This window comes from Kribbella endophytica (genome assembly GCF_054781295.1).
This window is the reverse complement of sequence record NZ_BAAGUR010000001.1, coordinates 1,400,585-1,422,396: the sequence shown is the minus strand read 5'-3', so window position 1 is coordinate 1,422,396 and position 21,812 is coordinate 1,400,585. Positions and strand designations below refer to the sequence as shown.

Sequence of the window (21,812 nt, the reverse complement as noted above, 5' to 3'; positions counted from 1 at the left end):
GCGTGATACGTGCCTCATCGGCGCCCGGAGCGAAGCGAGGACGTCGATGAGCTTCGTCGAGACCGAGGAGCGCCGGGCGTTGCGGGCGGCGGTGAGCGAGCTCGGGCACAAGTACGGCTACGCGTGGTTCACCGAGAAGGCGCGCACCGGCGGGCAGGCCACCGAGCTGTGGCAGGAGGCGGGCAAGCTCGGTTATCTCGGCGTGAACCTGCCCGAGGAGTACGGCGGAGGCGGCGGCGGGATGGCCGACCTGTCGATCGTGCTCGAGGAGCTCGGCGCGGCCGGGTGCCCGCTGCTGATGATGGTCGTCTCCCCCGCGATCTGCGGCACGGTGATCAGCCGGTTCGGCACCGACGGGCAGAAGCAGCGTTGGCTGCCGGGGCTCGCGGACGGCTCGGTCACGATGGCGTTCGCGATCACCGAGCCGGACGCCGGGTCGAACTCGCACAACATCACGACCACCGCCCGGCGTACGGGCGACGGCTGGTCCCTGTCGGGCCGCAAGGTCTACATCTCCGGCCTCGACGTCGCGCAGGCCGTGCTGGTCGTCGGGCGCACCGAGGACGCGAAGACCGGCCGGCTCAAGCCCGCGCTGTTCATCGTCCCCGTCGACGCACCGGGCGTCGAGTTCCGGCAGATCGAGATGGATCTGATCAGCCCGGACAAGCAGTTCTCCTTGTTCTTGGACGATGTGACGCTGCCTGCCGAAGCGCTGGTCGGTTCCGAGGACGCGGCGCTGCTGCAGCTGTTCGCGGGACTCAACCCCGAGCGGATCATGGCCTCGGCGTTCGCGATCGGCATCGGCCGGCACGCGCTCGGCAAGGCCGTTGCCTACGTCAAGGACCGGCAGGTCTGGAAGACCCCGATCGGTGCCCACCAAGGGATCTCGCACCCGTTGGCCCAGATCAAGATCGAGCTGGAGCTCGCCCGCCTGATGATGCAGAAGGCGGCTGCCCTCTACGACGCGGGCGAGGACCTGGCCGCCGGCGAGGCCGCGAACATGGCCAAGTACGCCGCCGGTGAAGCCTGCGTCCGCTCCACCGACCAGGCCGTCCAGTCACTCGGCGGCAACGGCATGACGGTCGAGTACGGCGTCGCGTCACTGGTCGCCGCGGCTCGCGCGACCAGGATCGCGCCGGTCAGCCGGGAGATGATCCTGAACTTCGTCGCGCAGCACAGCCTGGGTCTACCCAAGTCGTACTGATTCGGCCACAGTCGTGCCACTCAGCTTCGGAAAGGACCGCCACAGTGATCATCAACAGCGAGTTCCCGCCGGTGGACGTGCTCGACGTCCCGATCCACGACGCGGTGCTCGGTCGCGCGCAGGAGTACGGCGCCCGGCCGGCCCTGGTGGACGGTGTCACCGGCAAGGAGATCAGCTACGCGCAGCTCGACGCGATGAGCAGCCGCGTCGCGGCCGGGTTCGCCGAGCTGGGCATCGTCAAGGGTGACGTGATCGCCCTGCACAGCCCGAACACGATCATCTACCCGGTCGCCTTCTACGGCGCCACCCGCGCCGGTGCGACCGTGACCACGGTCAACGCGCTCTACACCGCCGACGAGCTGCACAAGCAGCTGGTCGACTCGAAGGCCAAGCTGCTGGTGACGATCTCGCTGTTCCTGCCGATCGCGACGGCCGCCGTCGAGGGCACCGACGTCCGGGAGATCCTCGTCTGCGACCAAGCCGAGGGGTACCGGTCGGTGATGGAGCTGATCGACTCGACGGGACCGGAGCCGGTGATCTCCTTCGACCCCGCCGAGGATGTCGCCGTCCTGCCGTACTCCAGCGGTACGACGGGCGCCGCCAAGGGCGTGATGCTGACCCACCGCAACATCGCGACCAACATCGCCCAGGCGCAGGCGACCTTCACGATGGGCGAGGACGAGCGGATCATCGCGATCCTCCCGTTCTTCCACATCTACGGGCTGAGCGTGCTGATGAACCTGCCGCTGCGGGCCGGCGCGACCGTGGTGGTGCTGCCGAAGTTCGACCTGGACCAGTTCCTCACCACGCTGGACAAGCAGAAGATCACGCGGGCGTTCGTCGCGCCGCCGATCGTGCTCGCGCTGGCCAAGCACCCGGCCGTGGACGGGGTCGACCTGTCCGCGCTGAGGTACGTGACGTCCGCCGCGGCGCCGCTCGACAGTGAACTGGCCGAGGCGTGCGCGAAGCGGCTCGGGCTGCACGCCGTACTGCAGGCGTACGGGATGACCGAGTTGTCGCCCGGGACGCACGCCGTACCGCAGGACGCCGTCGATCCGCCGGCTGGTGCCGTGGGCAAACTGTTCCCGTCCACCGAGATGCGACTGGTCGGTGCCGATGGCAACGATGTGGGCGACGAGGAGACCGGCGAGATCTGGATCCGTGGGCCGCAGGTGATGAAGGGGTACCTCGGGCGCCAGGCCGAGACCGACGCGACGATCGACCCGGACGGCTGGCTGCACACCGGCGACATCGGGCGGGTTGACGAGCGCGGTTACCTGTACGTCGTCGACCGGGTCAAGGAGCTGATCAAGTACCACGGGTACCAGGTGCCGCCGGCCGAGCTGGAGGCGATCCTGCTGACCGACGACCGGATCGCGGACGCGGCGGTGATCGGCGTCCAGGCTGACGGCAACGAGGTGCCGAAGGCGTTCGTCGTCCCGATGCCGGGCAGCGGGCTGACCGAGCAGGACGTGATGGACTACGTCGCCGAGCGCGTCGCGCCGTACAAGAAGGTGCGGCAGGTGGAGTTCATCGAGGCGGTGCCGAAGGCGGCCTCGGGCAAGATCCTGCGGCGCGAGCTGAGGGCACGGGAGGCCACGGGTGGCTGATCCGCTGCGGGCTCCGCAGCAGGACCGCAGCCGAGCGACTCGGCAGAAGCTGCTGGAGGCTTCGGTGGAGTCGCTGGCCCAGGTCGGCTACGCCGCGACGACGGTGGCCGTCGTCGCGGCGCGGGCTGGGGTGTCCCGCGGTGCGGCCCAGCATCACTTCCCGACGCGGGCTGATCTTTTCGAAGCCGCTGTGGAGTACATGACCGAGGTCCGGCTCGCCGAAATCCGCTCCCAGGCCGCCGCCCTGCCCGTCGGAGCCGGGCGCACCGAGGCGATCGTGTCGATGCTCGCGGACGTCTATACCGGCCCGCTGTTCCGCGCGGCCCTGCACCTGTGGGTCGCGGCCTCGACGGAGGAGCCGCTACGTCGGCAGATCGTTCGTCTGGAGGCGCACGTCGGCCGGCAGGCCCACCGTGCCTTGCTGGAGGTCCTCGAAGTCAGCGAGAAGACCCCGGGCGTCCGGGAGACGGTCCAGGGTGTTCTCGACATGGCGCGGGGGCTGGGATTGGCCGATCTGCTCACCGACGACGGCAAACGGCGCCGCGGGATCGTCCGCCAGTGGTCGAAGATCCTGGACCAGGCACTGGCGAGCTGAGCCCTGACGGCCTCGGACCTTCACCGTGGTCGACCTCGGCGATGTGCGCCGAGTCCTTCGGTGAAGGTCCGACGAGAGCTCGGTCAGTCGAGGCCTTCGACGATGCGGAAGTCGCGCTCGACGCCGTCGGACAGGGCGGCCAGCGCCTCCTGGTACGCCGCGCTGTCGTGCGCCGCGACGGCCTGCTCGAAGCTGTCGAACTCGACCAGTACGGTGCGTTCGGCGATGCCGGCGTCGTGCGCGACGACCCGACCGCCACGAACGATGGTCCGCCCGCCGAAGGCCTGCACGGCCGGCGCGGCCAACTCGCCGTACGCAGCCAGTTTCTCGGGGTCCGAAATGGTGCGGTAGGCGCTGACCCAGTAGCCCTTGGGCATGGAACCTCCAGTGGTGGGATGAGATCTAGTGAGCTGGGGTGACCAGCAGGCTGATGTCGAGTGCGGTGGGTGAGTGGGTGATCGCGCCGACCGAGAGAGCGTCGATGCCGGTGGCAGCGATGTCGGCGACAGTGGTCAGGCTGATGGTGCCGGAGGCTTCGAGCCGGCAGGTGGATCCCGAGGCGTCGCGTTCCTTCACGACCAGGGCGACGTCTTCGGTGGACATGTTGTCCAGCATGATCCACTCGACCTCGCAGTCGAGCGCGTCGCGGGCTTCGGCCAGGGTGGTGACCTCGACCTCGATGGCGAGCTCCTGGCCTTCCGTCGCCATGCCGTCGCGGACTCGTCGAACGGCCGACCGGACTCCGCCGGCCGCGGCGAGATGGTTCTCCTTGAGGAGCACCATGGCGGCGAGGTCGAGTCGGTGGTTGGTCCCGCCGCCGCAGGTCACGGCGTACTTGTCCAGCGCCCGGAGGCCGGGTGCGGTCTTCCGGGTGTCGAGGAGCCGCACGTCGCGGCCACCGATCGCGGCCACGAAGGCCGACGTGAGGGTGGCGATCCCCGACATCCGCTGGGCGAAGTTCAGGGCGACCCGCTCGCCGGTGATGATCGAGCGTGCCGGGCCGCTGATCGACGCCAGCGGCTGTCCGGGAACGACCGCGTCGCCGTCGGCAAGGGCCGGCCGGACAACGACGGTGCTGTCGACCTCGGCGTACACACTCTGTACGACGGACAGCCCGGCGACCCGTCCCGGCTGTTTGGCGATCATCGTCGCCTCGACGTGCAGCGCCGCCGGGACGCTCCACCGCGTGGTCACGTCGTCCGCCGCGTGATCCTCGGCCAGTGCGGCCCGGACCGCGGCCAGGATCGTTGCTGTCACTGGTTGCATGAGGAGCGTCCCCTCGTCGGTGGTGGGTCCGGGGGTCGTCACGCGGTCGCCGGCTTGCCGATGGCAACCATCCGCTGCACCGAACGCCTGGCCCGCTCGGCGATCTCGGCCGGCAGCTGGATCTCGTCGCGGCCCTCGCGCAGGCAGCGGAGCAGCAGTTCCGGGGTGATCATCTTCATGAACCGGCACGACGCCTTCGGGTTCACCGGGAGGAAGTTCGTGTGCTGGTTCACCTTGCGCAGCTGGTGCAGCATGCCGATCTCCGTGGCGACGAGGGCGGTCTCGGCCTTCATGCCGCGGGCGGTCTCCAGCATCCCGGCCGTGGAGAGGATGTGGGTCCGCTCGGCCGGCAGGTCGCCCCGCCCGGCCAGCCAGATCGTCGACGACGCGCAGCCGCACTCGGGGTGAACGAGGACCTCGGCCTCTGGATTCGCCGCGACCTGGGCGCGGAGGTCGACCGGGCTGATGCCTGCGTGCACATGGCACTCACCCATCCACACCTCGATGTTGTCCCGGCCCGTCTGCCGCCGTACGTGCTCCCCGAGGAACTGGTCGGGCAGGAACAGCACCTTCTGGTCGCGGGGGATCGAGTTGACGACCTCCACGGCGTTGGACGAGGTGCAGCAGACGTCGGCCTCCGCCTTCACCGCCGCGCTGGTGTTGACGTAGGCAACGACCGCGGCCCCCGGGTGCTGGGCCTTCCAGGCCCGCAACTGATCCGCGTCGATGGTGTCCGCCAGGGAACAGCCGGCCTGGGCGGTGGGGATCAGCACGGTCTTGTCGGGGCTGAGCAGCTTGGCGGTCTCGGCCATGAAGTGCACGCCGCAGAAGACGATCGTGCCGGCGTCGGTCTCGGCCGCGATCCGGGACAGCGCGAGCGAGTCGCCGACGTGGTCGGCGACGTCCTGGATCGCCGGTTCCTGGTAGTTGTGGGCGAGGATCACAGCGTCTCGCTCCCGGGCGAGGCGGCGTACCTCGTCCTGCCACTGGGTCGAACGGGTCTCGGTAACAGTCACGGCAGTGTCCTTCGGAAGGTTTTCGCTTCTGAGGCGATAACTAGGCTCACGTTAGCATCGTCGTCGTGCCGGCAGCCAAGGAAGGTGATCGGGTTAACTTCCCGAGTTATCCCCACGAAGTACTCGCGGTGGTTCTCTCCGTCCGCGACGGCACGCTGTGCGTCCTGCTCTGGAAGCGCGCCCGGAGTCCGCACCGGGACCGCTGGGCCCTTCCCGGCGGCGGTGTCGAGTCCACCGAGAGGTTCCGGGAGGCCATCACCGGGCATCTCGCCGCGAAGGTCGACGTCCGCGACGTCGCGCATCTGGAGCAGCTGGCCACCCACAGCCGGGTCGACCGTGACCCTCGGGCCCGGGTGGTGGCCACGGGCTATCTCGGCCTCGTTCCGTCCGACGTCCAGCCGGACCTTCCGTCCGACACCGCCTGGCACCCGGTCGAGGATCTGCCGCGGACCGCGTTCGACCATCACCACTTCATCGACGCCGCGACCGGGCGGCTGCGCGCGAAGCTCTCGTACACGAACATCGGCTTCGCGCTGGCTCCGCTCGAGTTCACCATCGCGGAGCTGCGGGACCTCTTCGGTGCCGCCCTGGGCTACCAGCTCGGCGCCACCAACCTCACCCGCGTCCTCACGCGCCGGCACGTGATCGACCCGACCGATCGGCGCGCCAGCTCCGGCCAGTCCGGTGGACGCCCGGCCACCGTCTACAAGTTCGTGACCCGCGAGCTCACCGTCACCGACCCGTTCGCGGTCCTCCGGCCGCCCCGATGACGGTCGAGCGGTGTTTGCGGCCCGCGATGCGTCGGTCGGCTTCTAAGCGATGGTGCCGATCCAGTCGCTGGGCAGCGGGTCGGGCTCGAACGCCACGAAGATGAGGTCGTCTGCTTCGGGGCGCAGCGGGTCGAACAGGACGAGGGCCGTGTCGGCGGTCGGGATGGCGGATCGGTTCTCGGCGCGGCGGGTGACCCAGCGGTCCGTGCCTTGCAGGTCGGTGAACTTCACGACGACGTCGGCACCCACGACGGATCGCTGGCCCTGGTCGTTCTGCGAAGTACGGATGGAGACGTCGGTGACGGCGCCGGCGACCTTGCGGCCTTCGGTCAGGAGGCGGTTCCGGTCCGCGAGCTGCCGGCGCAGGCGCCGGTTGTACTTGATCGCGTAGCCGGTGACGAGGGCAGCGATCACGACCAGGAGCGCCGGGAGCCAAAGGTCCGCGCGGTACATGACCCAGCCGAAGGCGCTCCAACTCTCGTCCTCGCCGAACACCGGATCGACCTTCGTGCCGACGCTGAGCGGGGTGGTCCAGGTCGTGGTGTCGACGACGAGGCCCGCTGCGACAGCCAGCACCACCACCGGCGTCTGCCGGATCGGCTGCTTCTCGCCACCGCTGTAGGCAACGATCAGGTACCTGGTCACACCGCCGGTCAGCATCAGCCCGAAGGTGCCTACGATCAGCAGCACCGGGAGGGTGGCCATCCCGAGGAAGCCGCTGTCGACTCCCGGATCGTTGTCGGCGAAGCTGCTGTCGATCACCCCGCTGCGAAGCAGGTCGACGATGGCGCCGATCGCCAGGCCACAACAGAACGCGGCGCCCAGCTGGGCGACTCCGGCGACGATCGCCCAGGCGAGAAACTTCGGCTGTCCTTGCCGGCTGAGCCGCTTCGTACGACGAGCCGCGATCGGATCCACGGTGCTCAAGCTGTTCCCCCCAGGTCCTGGTATCGAGCCAGCAGACTAGCGGCCGGCGGGCTTCTCTTCTCTTCTCAGCGACGTTTGCGGCCGGCGATGCGTTGGTCGACCTTGGCGGCGAGCAGGTCGGGTTGGCATTCGGCCAGGTGGTCTCGAACCAGTAGGTGGATGAAGGCGTACTCGCCTCGACCCGTTCTGGTCAGGACGTAGCGGTCGGCGGCGTACTGGAGGAAGGCTCGGCGGCGCCAGGGGAGGTAGCCGGTCCAGCGGAGGAGCAGGCCGTGCATCAGGCGGGACATCGGGCCGGCGAAGAGGGCGGGTCGGCGGCGCCAGGCTTTGGCGGCTACTACGCCGGTGACGATTCCCAGGATCGTTTCCAGGTGGGTCCAGCCTGGAGCGGCGCCGAGGGCGAGCGCGACGGCGACTGCTCCGGCCAGGCCGGCTACGACCCAGAGGTCCATGAGGTCGCGGGCATCGTCGTACTGGCGGACCAGGTGGTCCATGGGGAGCGCCTTGATCACACGGATGCCTTGGGCAACGATCAGGCCGACCGCGACTGAGGCGAGGAAGGCGTCGGGGTGGTCGAGTTGGGTGAGGACCAGGGTGGTGCCGGTGGAGACGATGGCGAGCCTGGCGAGGAGGAGGGCGCGGCGGCGAGGGCCGTCGGAGACGATGAGCTCGAAGCCGTACGACGCGACTACGGCTGCGGCGAGCAGGAGCAGGGCCAGCCATCTGGGGAGTGCGGCGAAGACTGCGGCGCCGATCAGGGCTGAGCCGAAGCCGGCCACCGCGCCGATGGCTGTCATGGCTGCGGCGACCAGCGCGCTGGGCTGGCCTGGGCTCTTGCGGAGCGGCTGCCACGGGCGGGGGCGGATGTGGACGAGCAGCAGGCTGGTTGCTCCGACGGCTACGCCCGCCAGTACGCCGTACAGGGCGGTGATGGCGAGTGCTGCTCCGCCGACCAGGCCGGCGAAGAGGGCGGGCAGGCAGACGCGGTGGACCAGGTAGCCGATGGAGGGGAGCGACAGGCCGTACCAGCCGTTGGGGGTGAGCCAGCGTGGGACGGCGGTGCGGTCGCCGGCTCGGGTGCGGGTCCACCAGGCCAGGCACCACAGGGAGCGGAGGGCTGTGCGCGAGTCGTACTGGCGGCTGGCCGGTCGGTGGCGGGACAGCACCTCGGAGATGAAGGTGTCGAACAGGGCGCGGCGGTGGTCGGCTACTGCACCTGCGGCGACCTCCTCCGCGTCGCGGCCCTGGTAGGCGAGGGCCATCACGTTCAGCATCAGCGGTGAGGTGATCAGGTCCCAGAGGTCGTCGTCCTGCTCCATCGCTGCCCGGGCGCCGGCCAACTCGGCGCCGACGGAGGTGAAGTAGTCGAGCACCTGGCGGCGGGTCAGCGGGCGGATGCGCACTGCGCCGTACAGCTTGAGGGGCTGCGGGAGGCGGGCGTAGTCCGCGATGCGGCAGGTGACGGCGAGCTGGCCGACCAGGTAGCGCTGCTGGAGTTCCTCGAGGGCAGGGGCGAGTTTGACTCGGTGCTGGAGGGCGATCTCGTCCACACCATCCAGCAGAAGAGCGAGCCGGCCCCTGCGGAGCCAGACCCGGCCGACGGCGGCGGGGATCTGGTAGCGGCTGTTGAGGTCGCGGAGCAGCCAGCGGACGAAGCCGGCCAGCAGCGGGCTGTCACCGGGGTCGTCGTCCTCGCGTCTGGTCGTGATCGGGCCGGTCCAGCCGGAGAGGTCGACCAGGACCGGGATCGGCTGGTCAGGGTCTTGGTGGGCCTTGGCGGCCAGAGTGCGGGCCAGGTCGAGCAGGAGGGTGGTCTTGCCGGCGCCGGGAGCGCCGAGGATGAGGATCGAGTCCTGCAGGTCGTCGAACGCCTTCGCGATGTCGGCGTTCTCGCGGATCTCCGGTTCGGTGCCGTGCAGCGGCTGGACCAGCAGGTCGTACGGGCGGACGACGGCTTCCGGGCTCTCGTCGAGGTCGAGCGCGAGTCTCGTGTACTGCGCGAGCGAGCCCGCGACGCGCTCGGAGAGGTAGCGGTCGACGCGGGCCAAGGCGTTCGGCCGGTTGCGGGGTTGGTCCGCGGAGCGGATCGAGATCATGCCGGTACGGCGGCTGCGGAGTTCCCAGACGCCGGTGACGATCGCGATCAGCCAGAGCACGCCGATCACGGGCCACGTCCAGCCGACGTACGGCGCGAGGAAAGCGGGCGCGGTACCGCCGGTGCCGACGTTGATGGCGATCGGCAGCAGGACCAGCGTGAGGGAGAGGGTGAGCACGACGAGGACAACCCTCAGCACGCCGCGCATCCTCACCCACGGAGAGTATCCACAGGTTGGTTCCCCGTGCGCGGCCCAGCGGTGCGTTCCACGGGATGGTTCCCGGATCGTGGAATGGTTGTGCATTCAGCTAGGTTGCGGTTTGTCATGACTACTGAGCAGACCGACCGGGCGGCCGTCGGACTACGGTCCGAACGCGGTCCCATTCTGCTGTCGGTGATGCTCAGCGTCGGCCTGGTCGCCATCGACGCGACGATCCTCGCGACCGCCGTACCGGCTGTCGTGGACGACCTCGGCGGCTTCACCCAGTCCCCTGGCTCTTCTCCATCTACCTGCTGGCCCAGGCGATCTCGGTGCCGATCTACGGCAAGCTCGCCGACCTGCGCGGGCGCAAGCCGATCATGCTGCTCGGCGTCGGGCTGTTCGTGCTCGGCTCGATCCTGTGCGGGGTCGCCTGGAGCATGCCCGCGCTGATCGCGTTCCGGCTGATCCAGGGCCTCGGCGCCGGGGCGATCCAGCCGATCGGGATGACGATCATCGGCGACATCTACTCGGTCGCCGAGCGGGCCCGCGTGCAGGGCTACATCGCGAGCGTCTGGGGTATCGCGTCGTTCGTCGGGCCGGCGCTCGGTGGCGTGTTCGCGGACTACATCTCCTGGCGCTGGATCTTCTTCGTGAACATCCCGCTCGGCCTGGCGGCGGCCTGGGTCCTGGTGCGGCGCTTCCAGGAGAACGTCGTACGGGGTACGAGCAAGCCGCAGATCGACTACTGGGGGACGATCCTGCTCGCGGTCGGTGGGTCGCTGCTGCTGCTCGGGCTGCTCGAGGGCGGCGTGATGTGGTCGTGGGACTCGGTCGCGAGCATCGCGATCCTGGTGGTGTCGGTGGTGCTGCTGACCGCGTTCGTGCTGGTCGAGCGGAGGGCGCCCGAGCCGGTGCTGCCGCTGTGGGTGCTCGGGCATCGCGTGCTGAACTCGGCGAACTCGTCGGCGCTGCTGATCGGCGTCCTGATGGTCGGGCTGTCGACGTACGTGCCGCTGTACGCGCAGGGCGTGCTGGGGACCAGTGCACTGGTCGCCGGGTTCGCGCTGGCGGCGATGACGCTCGGCTGGCCGATCGCGGCGTCGCTGGCCGGGCGGATCTATCTGCGGGTCGGCTTCCGGACGACGATGCTACTCGGGTCGGTGATCGTGGTGATCGGGTCCGGCTTGCTGCTCACGGTGTCCTCTGACAGCTCGGTGCTGTACCTCGCGCTGGCCTGCTTCGTGATCGGGCTCGGGCTCGGGTTCTCGGCGTCGCCCGGCGTCGTGGCCGCGCAGTCGTCGGTGGACTGGCGGAGCCGTGGTGTGGTGACCGGGGCCAACATGTTCGCTCGGTCGGTGGGGAGCGCGGTCGGGGTCGCGGTGTTCGGCGCGGTCGCGAACGGGGTCGTCGCGTCGAAGGTCGGGGCTGCGCACGAGAATCTCGAGCACCTGTCGGGCGACGTACTGGCTCCGGCGATCCATGACGTGTACTACGGCGCTGCGATTGCGGCGGTGCTGCTGGTCGTCGCGGTGGTCTTCATGCCGAACCGCGTCGAGGAACAGCCCCGCGGCTAGGGCAGTGGGCCGACGAGGGCGACGACCAGACCGGCGGCGAGGAGCAGGACCGCGAGGACTCCGAGGGCGCGGCTGAACGGCTTGCTGCCGGCTTTGGAGAACCTGGCGGCGATCAGGACGGCTGCGGCGGCCACGGCCACCAGGGCGACGAATGCGAGGAATCCGGCGGCCCAGGCGTAGCTGAGGAATCTCGCGTCGGGGTAGGCGGTGCCGAAGCGGTCTTCCGCCGTGCTGTTGCGGCCGGGGATGAACAGGGCGCCGCTGCCGGCCCAGACGGTGAGGATCGTGGCGACGTACGGCTTGGTACGGCGGGCGATCCGGGCGTGGAACGCGATCGCGGCGATCCCGAGGGTGAACGGGAGGCCGCTCCAGCACCAGCCGATCAGGCGGAGAGCGTGCTCGTGGTGCGCGACCGATCGGCCGATGGCGTTGACGAGGTCTTCACCGACTGACGCGCCGCCGATTCCGCAGGCGACCGCGCTGACGGCACCCGCGATCAGCGCCCGTGTGAGGTACGGCGGCGCGGTGGGTCGCCGGGTGGTTTCGTTCGGGACGGTCATCGGTCAGGCTCCCCTGGACTCGGCGACGCGGCGGAGCCAGTAGCGGAACCAGTCGGGGCCGTACGGGACGTAGACGCGGGTGGGGACGGAACGGGTTCGCAGGTCGTCGAGGGACTCGGGGCGTACGCCGAGGAGGTGCTCGACGGTGGGCCGGTTGCCGCGGAGGCTCGGGCCAGTGGGGTCGGCGGCGGGCCGGTTAGAGCTGCCGCGGAGGCCCGGGCCAGTGGGCTCGGCGGCGAGCAGGACGGCCTCGCGGAGGCGGGCGTCGTGCGTGGCGAGGGACCAGGGGGCGTCGGAGCCGGCCAGTTGGTGGGCCAGGCGCAGGTAGGCGATGTCTGTGGGTTCGCCGTACGGGTGGGCGTCGTGCGGTTCGACGTACGCGCCCTTGACCAGGCGGATGTGGACGCCGGCTGCGATGAGGGTGTCCGCGTCGGCCGGGGACCTGACGAGGTTGGCCTGCACGGTCGCGCCGAGGCGGTCGGCGAGGCCGCGGGCGGCGACGTCCTGGACGCAGGCGAGGACGCGGTCGGTCCGGGCGAGGTCCTCCGCGCCGACCTGGATCCGGCGGCCGGGCGGGAGGGCCGCGGCGATCTCGGCGAGCAGGTCGGCCGCGCCGGCGGGGTCGATGTCGAGGGCGAAGTGGGAGAGGTCTACGGACAGCCAGACGTCGGCGGGCGGTTCGGGGAGGAGCTTGGCGAGTTCGAGGTAGTCGTCGGCGACGCGGCGGGCGTCCGTCGTACTGGTGGACAGCTCGCCGAAGAGGTCGACGCTGACGCCGTGTCCCTGGGCGAGGAGGAGGGCTGTTCGGTCGAGGGCCTCGGCGCGGGTGCGGCCGGCGACGTACCGGGAGGCCGCTCGGTACGCGGCCTCGTCGCCGCCGGGGAAGGACTTCACCAGTTGCTCGAGTCGCTCGCTGGTCGCCAGCTTGAAGAGGATCGCCCGGTCCGCACGCATCCGCTGAGTCTGCCGGGCGGACCAGGTCACCTTTAGGTTGGGGGCATGCGCGAGGTGGACTGTGTGGGGGCTTTGATCCGGGATGCGTCGCAGCGGGTCTACGTGCATCGGCGGACGGCGTCGCGGCGGTTGTTCCCGGGGATCTGGGACGTCGTCGGCGGGCACCTCGAGGCCGGGGAGATGCCGGAGGAGGCGCTCGCGCGGGAGGTCTTCGAGGAGACCGGGTGGACCGTGCGCGACGTGCTCGCGGTGGTGGCCGACTGGGAGTGGACGTACGAGGGGCGCGTACGGCGGGAGCTGGACTACCTCGTGACCGTCGACGGGGATCTGTCGTCGCCGCGGTTGGAGGAGGGGAAGCACGACGCGGGCGCTTGGGTCGGGGCCGACGACGTCGAGCTGCTGATGGTCGGGCGGACCGACGGGGATCGGCGGCTGCTGGAGATCGTGGCGCACGCCGTACGGATGCGGATGACCGAGCGGCTGCGGCTCGTACCGATCGGTGGGCCGGCGGAGGTCCTGGGCGGACATGGGCCGGACCTGGAGCGGTTGCACGCGGACCCGTGGGTTGCCGAGTGGTACGCCGAGACGCTGTCGGCCGAGGCGGCGATCGAGCGGGCTGCGAAGGTGCACGCCGCGTGGGAGCGCGACGGGGTGAACAAGTGGATGGCGTACGAGCGAGCCGGCGGGGAGTCGGCCGGGAGCGGTGAGCCGGCTGCGGCCGGGGCCCTGGTTGGGCGCGGCGGGTTGTCGCGGATGGGCGCCGGCGCTGTCACCGATCAGATCGCCGCGCTGGTCGGTCCGGAGTGGGCTGCTGATCGGCTCGAACTGGGATGGGCGCTGGTGGAGTCGGCGCGCGGGCGCGGGTACGCGACGGAGATCGGGGCGGCCGGGCTCGAGTTTGCGTTCGGCGCGTTGGGCGCTCAGGCGGTGATCGCGTTCACCGAGCGGCACAACCGGGCGTCGCGGGCGGTGATGGACCGGCTGGGGATGGAGTACGCGGGCGAGATCACCGCGGAGGGCCTGGTCGAGGGGTTGGAAGGTGTCCAGCCGGAGGCGCCCTTCGCGGTCCACGTGACGACCCGGGCGGACCAGAAGCGGACCTGAATCGCTCTGACCTGCGGGTTTACCGGGTCAGAGGCCGCCAACACGCAAAACAGCTCCGCTGTGTGACCACCCAGGCGCGGTGGTCACACAGCGGAGCGGGCCCTCTGGGGGACGGCTCGCGGTGAGGTTCGCGAGCCGTCTGTGTCCCGCGCCGGAGGTCATCTCTGACAAATCCGCCCGATCTCCGGCGGGGAACACTGACCCCAGCTCCTGACCCGAGGTGTCGGTCAGGAGTGGTTGGAACGGCTGGGCGGCGGCGACACAGGGAACTCAACCGCCTGCCCAGCCGGGCTGGTGGGCGGCGCGGTCCGGAGCTGAGGAGTGCTCCGGACCGCACCTGGGTTGTTGTCCGGGGACTGAGGAGTGTCCCGGACCTTTCCGTGCACTGCTACCTGGACGTGAGGAGACTCCAGGGCGCAGCCGCTCAGGTCTGAGGAGGACCTGAGCAGGTTCAGATGTCCGTACCGTCCTGGGGCCCGAGGAGGTCGTTGGTGACCCGGAGGCCGGCAAAACGCCTCCGCATCGCCTGCTCGTAGCGCGCTGCCAGCGGTGCTTCGGCGACGTACTGCGCGATCACGTGCTCGCCGAACCAGACCCGCACCCGGCGGCGGTGCTGCCTCGACGTCATCTCCGCGACTGTCACTACTCGCTCACCCCGTAACTCTCAGGCCTTGCAACCAGTTGGACTTACTGGTTGTCATGGCAGTAATGGTGCACAACCCGAGCGTGACCGCTCTAGGACCTGAGGCGGACCTTTGCCGGACCTCTTCAGGACCTCTCGCGGACATCTGGGTGACTGCACCTTGTCGTGGGGCATCAGTCGAGACAACGTCTGAACTGACGTGAACGGGAGGAACGATGGCGGGTAGGTATGCGCCAAGAACGGTGCTGGCGCACCTGATCCAGCGCCGGAACCAGACCTACTCCGAGATCGTCGCCGAGTTCGTCGAGCTGGGTGGAACCATCACCGAGCGGCACCTGCGGCGCCTCGCATCGGGCGAGCGTGCAGGGACCACTCCACAGACCCGGCGCACCCTGCAACGCATGTTCGGCAAGCCGGTCGAGGAGCTCCTCGCCCCGTACGTCCCCGAGCAGGCAGCCCAGGTGGTGCCGGCACCTGCCGCGAGTGGGCGGATCACGACAGGGAATGAGATGGAGGTACTCGACATGGCTGCCAGCCGTGCGCGGGCTTTTGCCCTCGCGGCCCAGACCGGTCTCGGGAGCGAGGCCATGGAACAGGTGTACGACGACGTGAGACACGTCGCGAAGGCCTACCCGCAGCGTCCGCTGCCGGAGATCCTCGGCCAGCTGGTCGAGACCCAGGACCTGGTCTTCGCGTTGCTGGAGAGCCGGCAGCGTCCGGAACACCTGCGGCAGCTGTACTTCCTCGGTGGCGTCACCGGCGGTCTGCTGGCCAAGGCGTCCCACGACCTGGGCAACCCGCACGCCGCCCTGACCCAGGCCCGCACCGCGTTCCTCTGCGCCGACAACGCCGACCACCACGGCCTGCGCGCCTGGGTGCGCGGTCTGCAGTCGCTGGTCTCCTACTGGGCCGGCAACCCGCACGACTCGGTCCGGTACGCCCAGCTCGGCGCCGGGTACGCGGAGCAGGCCAACAGCACCACCAGCGTCTGGCTCCCGGTCAGCGAGGCCCGCGCCTGGGCCGCGCTCGGCAACCCGGACGCCACCCGCGCCGCCCTGGAGCGGGCGGAGAACGCGTGGACCTCGGTCCGCAACGACGAGCTCGACGACATGGGCGGCCTGTGCACCTTCGGGCGCAACCGGCAGCTCTACTACGCCGCCGACGCGCTGGCCTGGCTGCCGGGTGAGATGGAGACCGCCGAGCGGTACTCCAACCAGGCCGTCGACGCCTACACCGACCAGTCGCACCCCGAGTGGGCCTTCGGCGACGCGGCCGGCAGCCACGCCGCGATGGCGATCACCCGGATCGCGAGCGGTGAGCTGGACGGCGCCGCCGACGCGATCGCCCCGGTCCTGGGCCTGCCGGCCGAGCGCCGGATCAACGGCGTGGTGCACTCGGCCCGCCGGGTCCACCAGGCGCTGCGGCAGTCCGGTCGCGCCGACGACGCCCGGGAGCTGCAGGAGGAGATCGAGATGTTCACCCGGACGCCGATCCAGAGCTTCCCGCGGTAGCAGGCGGGATGGATCCGCTCACCGGCGACGGCGTCAGCCTGCGGGACTTCCGATCGGAGGACTTCGACGACTGGTTCGCCGTCGTCGGTGATGATCGGGTGACCGACTGGATGGCGTTCGCCACCCACACGCCCGAATCCGGGCGCAAGATGCTGGACGGCGTGATCGAACGCTCCGCCCAGGAGAACCGGCCCGACTACATGCTCGCCGTCACCCGCCTTGACGACGACCGTGTGCTCGGGTTCGTCCGGCTCGCCCCCGGTGTCCACAAGGGCGCCAAGCTCGGCTACGCGATCGGCGCCGACCACTGGGGTCACGGCTACGCCACCACCGCGTGCCGGCTGATCCTCGACTTCGCCTTCGGCCCGCTCGCCCTGCACCGGGTCACCGCCGCGATCGGCCCCGAGAACGCCGCCTCGATCGCCGTCGTCGACCGGCTCGCCTTCAGCTACGAAGGCCACCTCCGCGACCACGTGTTCACCAACAACGCCTGGCGCGACTCCCTGCTCTACTCCCTGCTCGCCGACGAGTGGGCGGCGCAGCAGCCCCGCTGAGCTCCGGCTCCGGCACCGTTCATCTGGTGCACACGTGCGCGTCATCGCGACCCTTGACAGTGGCTTGTCTGCACAAGGAGGGTTCGCGGGATGACGGATGCGCAGCAATTGCCGGAGTGGGCCGATCCGGCGGTGCCGGAGGAGCAGCTGGATCCGCAGGGGGTGTCCCGGCGGGGACTGCTGCGGGGCGCCGGGATGCTCGGTGGCGCCGGGCTGCTGGGTGCGGCCGGGGTGACCGAGGCTGCGGCGACGTCTGGTGGCGACCCGGAACTGGTGTGGCTGGTGGGCGATCACCACGTGCACAGCCGGTACAGCCATGACGCGAAGTACGGGTTCGGGCAGCTGGCCCAGCGCGGGGCACAGTTCGGGCTCGACTGGATGGCGTTCACCGAGCACAGCAACTTCGGCCACGCGGACAAAGGCGCTGCGGCCGAGCAGACCGAGGTGCGGAAGGCTCGTGCCGAGAACCCGCGGATGCTGATCTTCCAGGGCCTCGAGTGGTACATCCCGGCCGCGGAGCACGGGACGGTGCTGGTCGCGCCGGGCGCGAACGTCGTACCGCTGCTGCAGGCCTTCGAGCGCGAGTACGACGGGAAGCTCACGAACCGTTCGACCGACACCGCGGAGAACGAGGCCCACGCGGTGAAGGGACTGCAGTGGCTGGCCGCGCAGAAGCAGAGCGGGTACGTCGACGACGTACTGGTGCTCGCCAACCACCCGCTGCGGCTCGGCATCGACGCACCGCACGAGCTGCGCGCCTGGCGCGACACCGGCGTCCTCATCGGCATGGAGGGCGCGCCCGGATCGCAGGGCGACGCCGACCCGGCCTGGGTCGCCTACCGCGGTGTCACCAACGCCCAGCGCGGCGAGTACGTGAACGCGCCCGGCACCGGCAGCTACGCCGGCTACCCGGCCGACGCGTACCGCACGTACGGCGGCTTCGACTGGGCGACCGCGACCGTCGGCGGCCTCTGGGACTCGCTGCTCGCCGAGGGCCGGCTGTTCTCGATCACCTCGAACAGCGACAACCACCGGACCATCTGGGACACCTGGAAGGACGGGGAGTTCCCGCCCGGCGAGACCTTCGACTCGCTCGGCTGGAAGCCCGCGCCGACCGACGCCGGGACGCCGCAGGCCGGCAGCGACTTCTGGCCCGGCCAGTTCAGCCGGACCCACGTGGGCGTGACCCGCTACTCCTACCTCGACGTGATGGCCGGACTGCGCGCCGGGCGGGTCTGGGTCGACCACGGTCAGCTGGTTGACGGCCTGGACGTCCGGCTCGCGCCTGCGGGTTCCAAGCAGCGCGGCGTCACGCTGGGCGGGCGGCTGAAGGTAGGCCGCGGCGAGCGGCTGGAGCTGCGCGTCACCGTCACCAGCGCGACCAGGCCGAACTTCCACGAGCTCCTGCCACGCCTGGCCCACCTGGACGTCATCCGCGGCGTGGTGACCGGCCCGGCGAGCAACCGGGACAGCTGGAAAGCTCCTGACACCAGAGTGGTCGAGCAGCTCGACGTACGGCGGAAGTCGGGCACGTACACGCTGCGCATCCCGCTGGGCCGGGCCGAGCGCAGCCACTACCTCCGGCTGCGCGGCAGCGACGGCCGTCGCAACGGGCCGGGCTACCTGGGCCGCGCGATCGACCCGGCCGGGCCGATCCAGCACCCGGTCAACGACGGCGACCCGTGGCTGGACACCTGGCTCTACACCAACCCGATCTTCGTGGACGTCGGCCGATGACGATGGTCGAGGGCTTGGAGTGGTGGGGAGACTGGGGGTATGACCGCCACGCTGCCGACCGCCCTGCTCGATCCGGTGAGGGACGGCCTGGCCCGGATGATCATGACGAAGGTGGCCGGCCCGGATCCGCGCGCCGAGCGGAACCGGGTCCACAACACCCCTGGGCCTAGGTGGTTCGCGCCGGACCGGCCGATCCGGCGGGTGCACGGCGACGCGTCGATGTTCGCCGGCGGGCTGCGGGCGCTGCTGCTGCAATCGCTGCACCCCTCGGCGATGGCTGCTGTGTCGGCGCACTCCGGGTATCGCGGCGACCCGTGGGGGCGGCTGCAGCGGACCAGCTACTTCCTGGCGATCACCACGTACGGCGCTGAGGCTGATGCCGAGGCTGCAATTGCCAAGGTGAAGTCGGTGCACGAGCGCGTCCGCGGGACGAGCCCGGACGGTACGCCGTACCGGGCCGGCGATCCGCACCTGCTCAAGTGGGTGCACCTGGCGGAGATCGACAGCTTCCTGACGGCGCACCAGCGGTACGGCGCGGCGCCGCTCGACTCGGCCGAGCAGGACGGCTATGTGGAGGACACCGCTCGGGTTGCTCGGGCGCTGGGCGTGGTGGACCCGCCGACGACGCTGCTGGAGCTGCGGCAGATGCTGGACGCCTACCGGCCCGAGCTGCGCGGCACGACCGAGGCGCGGCAGGCGGCGCGGTTCATCCTGATCCATCCGCCGGTGCCGTTGGCGGCGCGTCCGGCGTACGGCGTACTGACTGCTGCTGCGGTCGGGCTGCTGCCGTGGTGGTCGCGCTGGCCGCTGCGCCTGCCGTACCTGCCGCTGGCGGAGGGGACTGTCGTGAGGGCCGCCGGAGATGGGCTCACGCGGACGATCCGGTGGGCACTGACGTCGCCGATCCTGGGGAATGTCGACATATCTACCGCCTGAGTGTGCTTTTTTGCGCGGCCGCACGCTGCCAGCGCGCTGAAACGGCCCACTCGCCGGTAGTTTGCTCTCATGCCCCCACGCCCGAACCGACCGCTGCCGCTGGCGACGCCGGCCGGGATCGAGGTGCTCACCAAGATCCTCACCCAGGGACCGATCCCGCGCGTGGAGATCGCCCGCCGGACCGGGTTGTCCCAGGCGGCGGTCACGAAGGCGGTCGCGCCACTGATCGAGGCCGGGTTCGTCACGGACCAGCCGGTCGTGGCCGATCCGGACGCGCACGTCGAGAGCCAGCTCGGGATCGGGCGGCCGGTCAGCCCGCTGACGGTCATCGCGGACAGCGTCTCGGTGATCGGGCTGAAGGTGACGCCGACGGACCTGATCGGCGTGACCACGGACCTCACGGCGGGGATTCGCGCCGTACGGCATTGTCGGCTGCCTGATACGTCGGCCGAGACGGTCACCGCGAAGCTGGTCGAGCTGGCGCGGGAGCTGATCGAGGTGATCGAGGACCCGGCGAGTCTCGCCGGGCCGCTGGTCGGGATCGGCGTGGCGGTGTCCGGGGACGTGGACGCGGTGCACGGGGTGGTGCGGGACTCGCCGTTCATGGGATGGCGGGACGTGCCGCTGGCGGCTTCGCTGACTGCCTCGCTCGACATGCCGGTGGTGGTGACGAACGACGTACGGGCGCTGACCGTGGCGGAGCACTGGTTCGGGGTCGGCGTGAACGCCGACTCGTTCGCGGTGGTGACGATCGGGTCGGGCGTCGGGTGCGGGCTCTACATCAACGGCGAGGTGGTGTCGGGGGCGCACGGGGTTTCCGGTGAGCTCGGGCATTTGCCGTTGGCACCTGGTGAACTGGTCTGCACGTGTGGGCGACGCGGGTGCGTCGAGACCGTTGCCTCGTCGGACGCGATCCTGGCGCGGGCGCGGGAGACGACCGGCAAGCCGAAGCTGGACCTGTCCGGGGCGATCGAGCTGGCGCACGCGGGGAACGAGAACGCGCGCGAGGCGTTCGACCGCGCCGGCGAGGTGATCGGCTCGGCGCTGGCCGCGATGGTGAACCTGGTCGGTCCGGAGCTGGTGGTGATCGCGGGCGAGGGCGTCGCGGACTACGACCTGTACGAACAGCGCATGCGCGAGGCCTTCGCCGCGCACGCCTTCGGCGCAGCAGGCGACTGCCGCCTGATGCTGAGATCCCACACCTTCGACGACTGGGCCCGCGGTGCCGCGGCGACAGTCATTCGTTCTTATGTACGTGGTGAACCGCCCCTGCAGCGCTGAGGCGGTTCACCACGGCTGCTAGCTGCGGGCTGCGGCGAGGATTTTGCGCCAGACCTTCTTGTAGGACTCCAGGCCGTCCTCGGCTAGGGGACCCGTGGGGCCGGCGGTGATGGAGACGCGTTCGGGGATGGAGCCCCAGACCGGGATGTTCTCGTCGGCGTACTGCTGCATGGTCTCCTGGTAGGCGCGCGTGTAGGTGCGGGCCGAGCAGATCACCAGGCCGGCCGGCGTGCCTTCGGGGACCAGCTCGAGCACGGCCTTCACGCGGGGCGTCTCGACGCCGCCGACGCGGGTCGGGATGACCACGATCCGGGCCCGTTCGAGCGCCTTGTTGAGCAGGCGTTCGTGCGACGGTGGCATGTCGACCACGCCGATGCCCTCCGGTGGCACCTTGTCCAGCGCCTTGGTCAGCAACCGCTCCGTCGGCGCCTCGGCGATCTCGATCCGGGCCAGGTGTTCGTCGTCCGACGTCTCGATCCAGTCCGCGGCGGAGCCTTGCGGATCGGCGTCGACGAGGGTGGCGGTCCGGCGGTTCGACGATGCCAGCGCGGCGAGGTACACCGACGTGGTTGTCTTGCCGACCCCGCCCTTCAGTGCAGCTGTCACGATGATCATGAATCCGAACTTACCCGGTTTTGTCCGATTTCCGGCGTGTCGTCGGCGTTGCCGAAACGCGTCGTGATAGTTGCCAACGGCCTCGACCGGGTTTCGCTGTACTTTCGGGGACCTGAATCCTTCGGCCCGGTGCGCGCCTCTTACCTGTGTCCCGGCACTCCGCCGGGCCCGACCTGGAGGATCGTCATGACCGTTGCCCTCACCGTTGCCGCCGCCGTGGCCGTCGTACTGCTGGCAACCTGCAGCTTCGTCGTACTACGCAGGAGAGGACGCGGAGGCGGCGACGGCCGGTGCATGCTGACCGCCGCACGCCCCCACTGATCCGAGCCCAGCATCGCCGAAATCCTCTCGCCGCCCACGTCCGCAGGCGGGAAGATGCTGCGGTGGAAACAGAGGATCCGTGGCACTCGGACGGCCGGTACTACCTGATCACCGTCTTCAGCGACGTGTCGGCGGGCCGCGACGGGCTCGGGATGGAGCTGGAGGACGTCGCGCCCGCGCCCGGCCGGGGGACCGCGATGGTGGTCTTCCGCGAGGACTCGACGGGGATTCCCGTCATCAGCTCCACCACGTACTTACCGGTGCCCGACGACCTCGCCGCCCGCTTCACCGAGTACGCCCTCCGGCAACTGCTCCCGGAGGGCGTTCAGGAGTAGGA

The 21,812-nt window shown here is 70.2% G+C and carries 22 protein-coding genes; 13 read left to right on the top strand and 9 right to left on the bottom strand.

The window, feature by feature from the left end:
* The first annotated feature begins 46 nt into the window (after window positions 1–46).
* The 3 genes from ACYVIO_RS06835 to ACYVIO_RS06825 are packed head-to-tail and all read left to right on the top strand — an operon-like array spanning window position 47 to window position 3,409.
* Window positions 47–1,204: an acyl-CoA dehydrogenase family protein gene (locus ACYVIO_RS06835; RefSeq protein WP_460649794.1), complete on the top strand. Its 1,158-nt coding sequence runs from the start codon at window positions 47–49 to the stop codon at window positions 1,202–1,204.
* A 44-nt stretch (window positions 1,205–1,248) separates the two neighbouring features.
* On the top strand, window positions 1,249–2,814 hold the full coding sequence (locus tag ACYVIO_RS06830) for a 4-coumarate--CoA ligase family protein (protein ID WP_460649793.1): 1,566 nt from the start codon (window positions 1,249–1,251) through the stop codon (window positions 2,812–2,814).
* Window positions 2,807–3,409: a TetR family transcriptional regulator gene (locus tag ACYVIO_RS06825; protein ID WP_460649792.1), complete on the top strand. Its 603-nt coding sequence runs from the start codon at window positions 2,807–2,809 to the stop codon at window positions 3,407–3,409. Before ACYVIO_RS06830 ends, ACYVIO_RS06825 begins: the two co-directional genes overlap by 8 nt.
* Before the next feature lie 83 nt (window positions 3,410–3,492).
* Here the strand turns inward: ACYVIO_RS06825 and ACYVIO_RS06820 are convergent, their stop codons facing one another.
* Genes ACYVIO_RS06820 through nadA form a run of 3 tightly spaced genes read right to left on the bottom strand, consistent with a single transcriptional unit; the run spans window position 3,493 to window position 5,691 of the window.
* A complete protein-coding gene (locus ACYVIO_RS06820) occupies window positions 3,493–3,786 on the bottom strand; it encodes a DUF1330 domain-containing protein (protein ID WP_460649791.1) in 294 nt (97 codons plus the stop codon).
* Window positions 3,787–3,811: 25 nt separating this feature from the next.
* Window positions 3,812–4,666, bottom strand: a complete 855-nt coding sequence (nadC, locus tag ACYVIO_RS06815; RefSeq protein WP_460649790.1) for a carboxylating nicotinate-nucleotide diphosphorylase — start codon at window positions 4,664–4,666, stop codon at window positions 3,812–3,814.
* Between the two features lie 47 nt (window positions 4,667–4,713).
* The gene (nadA, locus tag ACYVIO_RS06810; protein ID WP_460649789.1) at window positions 4,714–5,691 is read right to left on the bottom strand and encodes a quinolinate synthase NadA; all 978 of its coding nucleotides are present in this window, start codon (window positions 5,689–5,691) and stop codon (window positions 4,714–4,716) included.
* Between the two features lie 65 nt (window positions 5,692–5,756).
* On the opposite strand from nadA, the gene ACYVIO_RS06805 reads away from it, so the two are divergent.
* A complete protein-coding gene (locus ACYVIO_RS06805; RefSeq protein WP_460649788.1) occupies window positions 5,757–6,461 on the top strand; it encodes an NUDIX hydrolase in 705 nt (234 codons plus the stop codon).
* Between the two features lie 42 nt (window positions 6,462–6,503).
* Here ACYVIO_RS06805 and ACYVIO_RS06800 read toward each other — a convergent pair whose 3' ends face one another.
* Together ACYVIO_RS06800 and ACYVIO_RS06795 are read right to left on the bottom strand one after the other, a co-directional pair.
* Window positions 6,504–7,379: a hypothetical protein gene (locus ACYVIO_RS06800; protein ID WP_460649787.1), complete on the bottom strand. Its 876-nt coding sequence runs from the start codon at window positions 7,377–7,379 to the stop codon at window positions 6,504–6,506.
* A 74-nt stretch (window positions 7,380–7,453) separates the two neighbouring features.
* Window positions 7,454–9,682 (bottom strand): NACHT domain-containing protein, encoded by a 2,229-nt coding sequence (locus ACYVIO_RS06795; protein WP_460649786.1) that lies wholly within the window; start codon window positions 9,680–9,682, stop codon window positions 7,454–7,456.
* A 332-nt stretch (window positions 9,683–10,014) separates the two neighbouring features.
* On the opposite strand from ACYVIO_RS06795, the gene ACYVIO_RS06790 reads away from it, so the two are divergent.
* Window positions 10,015–11,259: an MFS transporter gene (locus ACYVIO_RS06790; RefSeq protein ID WP_460649785.1), complete on the top strand. Its 1,245-nt coding sequence runs from the start codon at window positions 10,015–10,017 to the stop codon at window positions 11,257–11,259.
* Here ACYVIO_RS06790 and ACYVIO_RS06785 read toward each other — a convergent pair.
* Together ACYVIO_RS06785 and ACYVIO_RS06780 are read right to left on the bottom strand one after the other, a co-directional pair.
* Window positions 11,256–11,819, bottom strand: a complete 564-nt coding sequence (locus tag ACYVIO_RS06785) for a hypothetical protein (RefSeq protein ID WP_460649784.1) — start codon at window positions 11,817–11,819, stop codon at window positions 11,256–11,258. The genes ACYVIO_RS06790 and ACYVIO_RS06785 overlap by 4 nt on opposite strands.
* A gap of 3 nt (window positions 11,820–11,822) precedes the next feature.
* Complete coding sequence (locus ACYVIO_RS06780) at window positions 11,823–12,773, bottom strand: proline dehydrogenase family protein (protein WP_460649783.1); 951 nt, start codon at window positions 12,771–12,773, stop codon at window positions 11,823–11,825.
* Window positions 12,774–12,818: 45 nt separating this feature from the next.
* Here ACYVIO_RS06780 and ACYVIO_RS06775 point away from each other — a divergent pair, with 45 nt between their 5' ends.
* On the top strand, window positions 12,819–13,877 hold the full coding sequence (locus ACYVIO_RS06775) for a GNAT family N-acetyltransferase (RefSeq protein WP_460649782.1): 1,059 nt from the start codon (window positions 12,819–12,821) through the stop codon (window positions 13,875–13,877).
* A 451-nt stretch (window positions 13,878–14,328) separates the two neighbouring features.
* Here the strand turns inward: ACYVIO_RS06775 and ACYVIO_RS06770 are convergent, their stop codons facing one another.
* Window positions 14,329–14,505 carry a hypothetical protein gene (locus ACYVIO_RS06770; protein ID WP_184800962.1) on the bottom strand — a complete coding sequence of 59 codons (177 nt, stop codon included), beginning with the start codon at window positions 14,503–14,505 and terminating at the stop codon, window positions 14,329–14,331.
* A gap of 230 nt (window positions 14,506–14,735) precedes the next feature.
* Here ACYVIO_RS06770 and ACYVIO_RS06765 point away from each other — a divergent pair, with 230 nt between their 5' ends.
* The 5 genes from ACYVIO_RS06765 to ACYVIO_RS06745 all read left to right on the top strand — a co-directional run bounded on the left by ACYVIO_RS06765 (window position 14,736) and on the right by ACYVIO_RS06745 (window position 20,539).
* Window positions 14,736–16,031 carry an XRE family transcriptional regulator gene (locus tag ACYVIO_RS06765; protein ID WP_460649781.1) on the top strand — a complete coding sequence of 432 codons (1,296 nt, stop codon included), beginning with the start codon at window positions 14,736–14,738 and terminating at the stop codon, window positions 16,029–16,031.
* 8 nt (window positions 16,032–16,039) lie between these two features.
* Window positions 16,040–16,585 (top strand): GNAT family N-acetyltransferase, encoded by a 546-nt coding sequence (locus ACYVIO_RS06760; RefSeq protein ID WP_460649780.1) that lies wholly within the window; start codon window positions 16,040–16,042, stop codon window positions 16,583–16,585.
* A gap of 90 nt (window positions 16,586–16,675) precedes the next feature.
* The gene (locus tag ACYVIO_RS06755) at window positions 16,676–18,322 is read left to right on the top strand and encodes a PHP domain-containing protein (RefSeq protein WP_460649779.1); all 1,647 of its coding nucleotides are present in this window, start codon (window positions 16,676–16,678) and stop codon (window positions 18,320–18,322) included.
* Window positions 18,323–18,361: 39 nt separating this feature from the next.
* Window positions 18,362–19,258 (top strand): oxygenase MpaB family protein, encoded by an 897-nt coding sequence (locus ACYVIO_RS06750; protein WP_460649778.1) that lies wholly within the window; start codon window positions 18,362–18,364, stop codon window positions 19,256–19,258.
* A 69-nt stretch (window positions 19,259–19,327) separates the two neighbouring features.
* Window positions 19,328–20,539, top strand: a complete 1,212-nt coding sequence (locus ACYVIO_RS06745; RefSeq protein WP_460649777.1) for an ROK family transcriptional regulator — start codon at window positions 19,328–19,330, stop codon at window positions 20,537–20,539.
* A gap of 18 nt (window positions 20,540–20,557) precedes the next feature.
* Here the strand turns inward: ACYVIO_RS06745 and ACYVIO_RS06740 are convergent, their stop codons facing one another.
* Window positions 20,558–21,154: a ParA family protein gene (locus ACYVIO_RS06740; RefSeq protein WP_460649776.1), complete on the bottom strand. Its 597-nt coding sequence runs from the start codon at window positions 21,152–21,154 to the stop codon at window positions 20,558–20,560.
* A gap of 186 nt (window positions 21,155–21,340) precedes the next feature.
* Between ACYVIO_RS06740 and ACYVIO_RS06735 the strand changes: the two genes are divergently transcribed.
* On the top strand, window positions 21,341–21,475 hold the full coding sequence (locus ACYVIO_RS06735) for a hypothetical protein (protein WP_460649775.1): 135 nt from the start codon (window positions 21,341–21,343) through the stop codon (window positions 21,473–21,475).
* Window positions 21,476–21,537: 62 nt separating this feature from the next.
* Entirely contained in the window at window positions 21,538–21,810 is a 273-nt protein-coding gene (locus ACYVIO_RS06730) for a hypothetical protein (protein ID WP_460649774.1), read from the top strand.
* Window positions 21,811–21,812 lie beyond the last annotated feature (2 nt).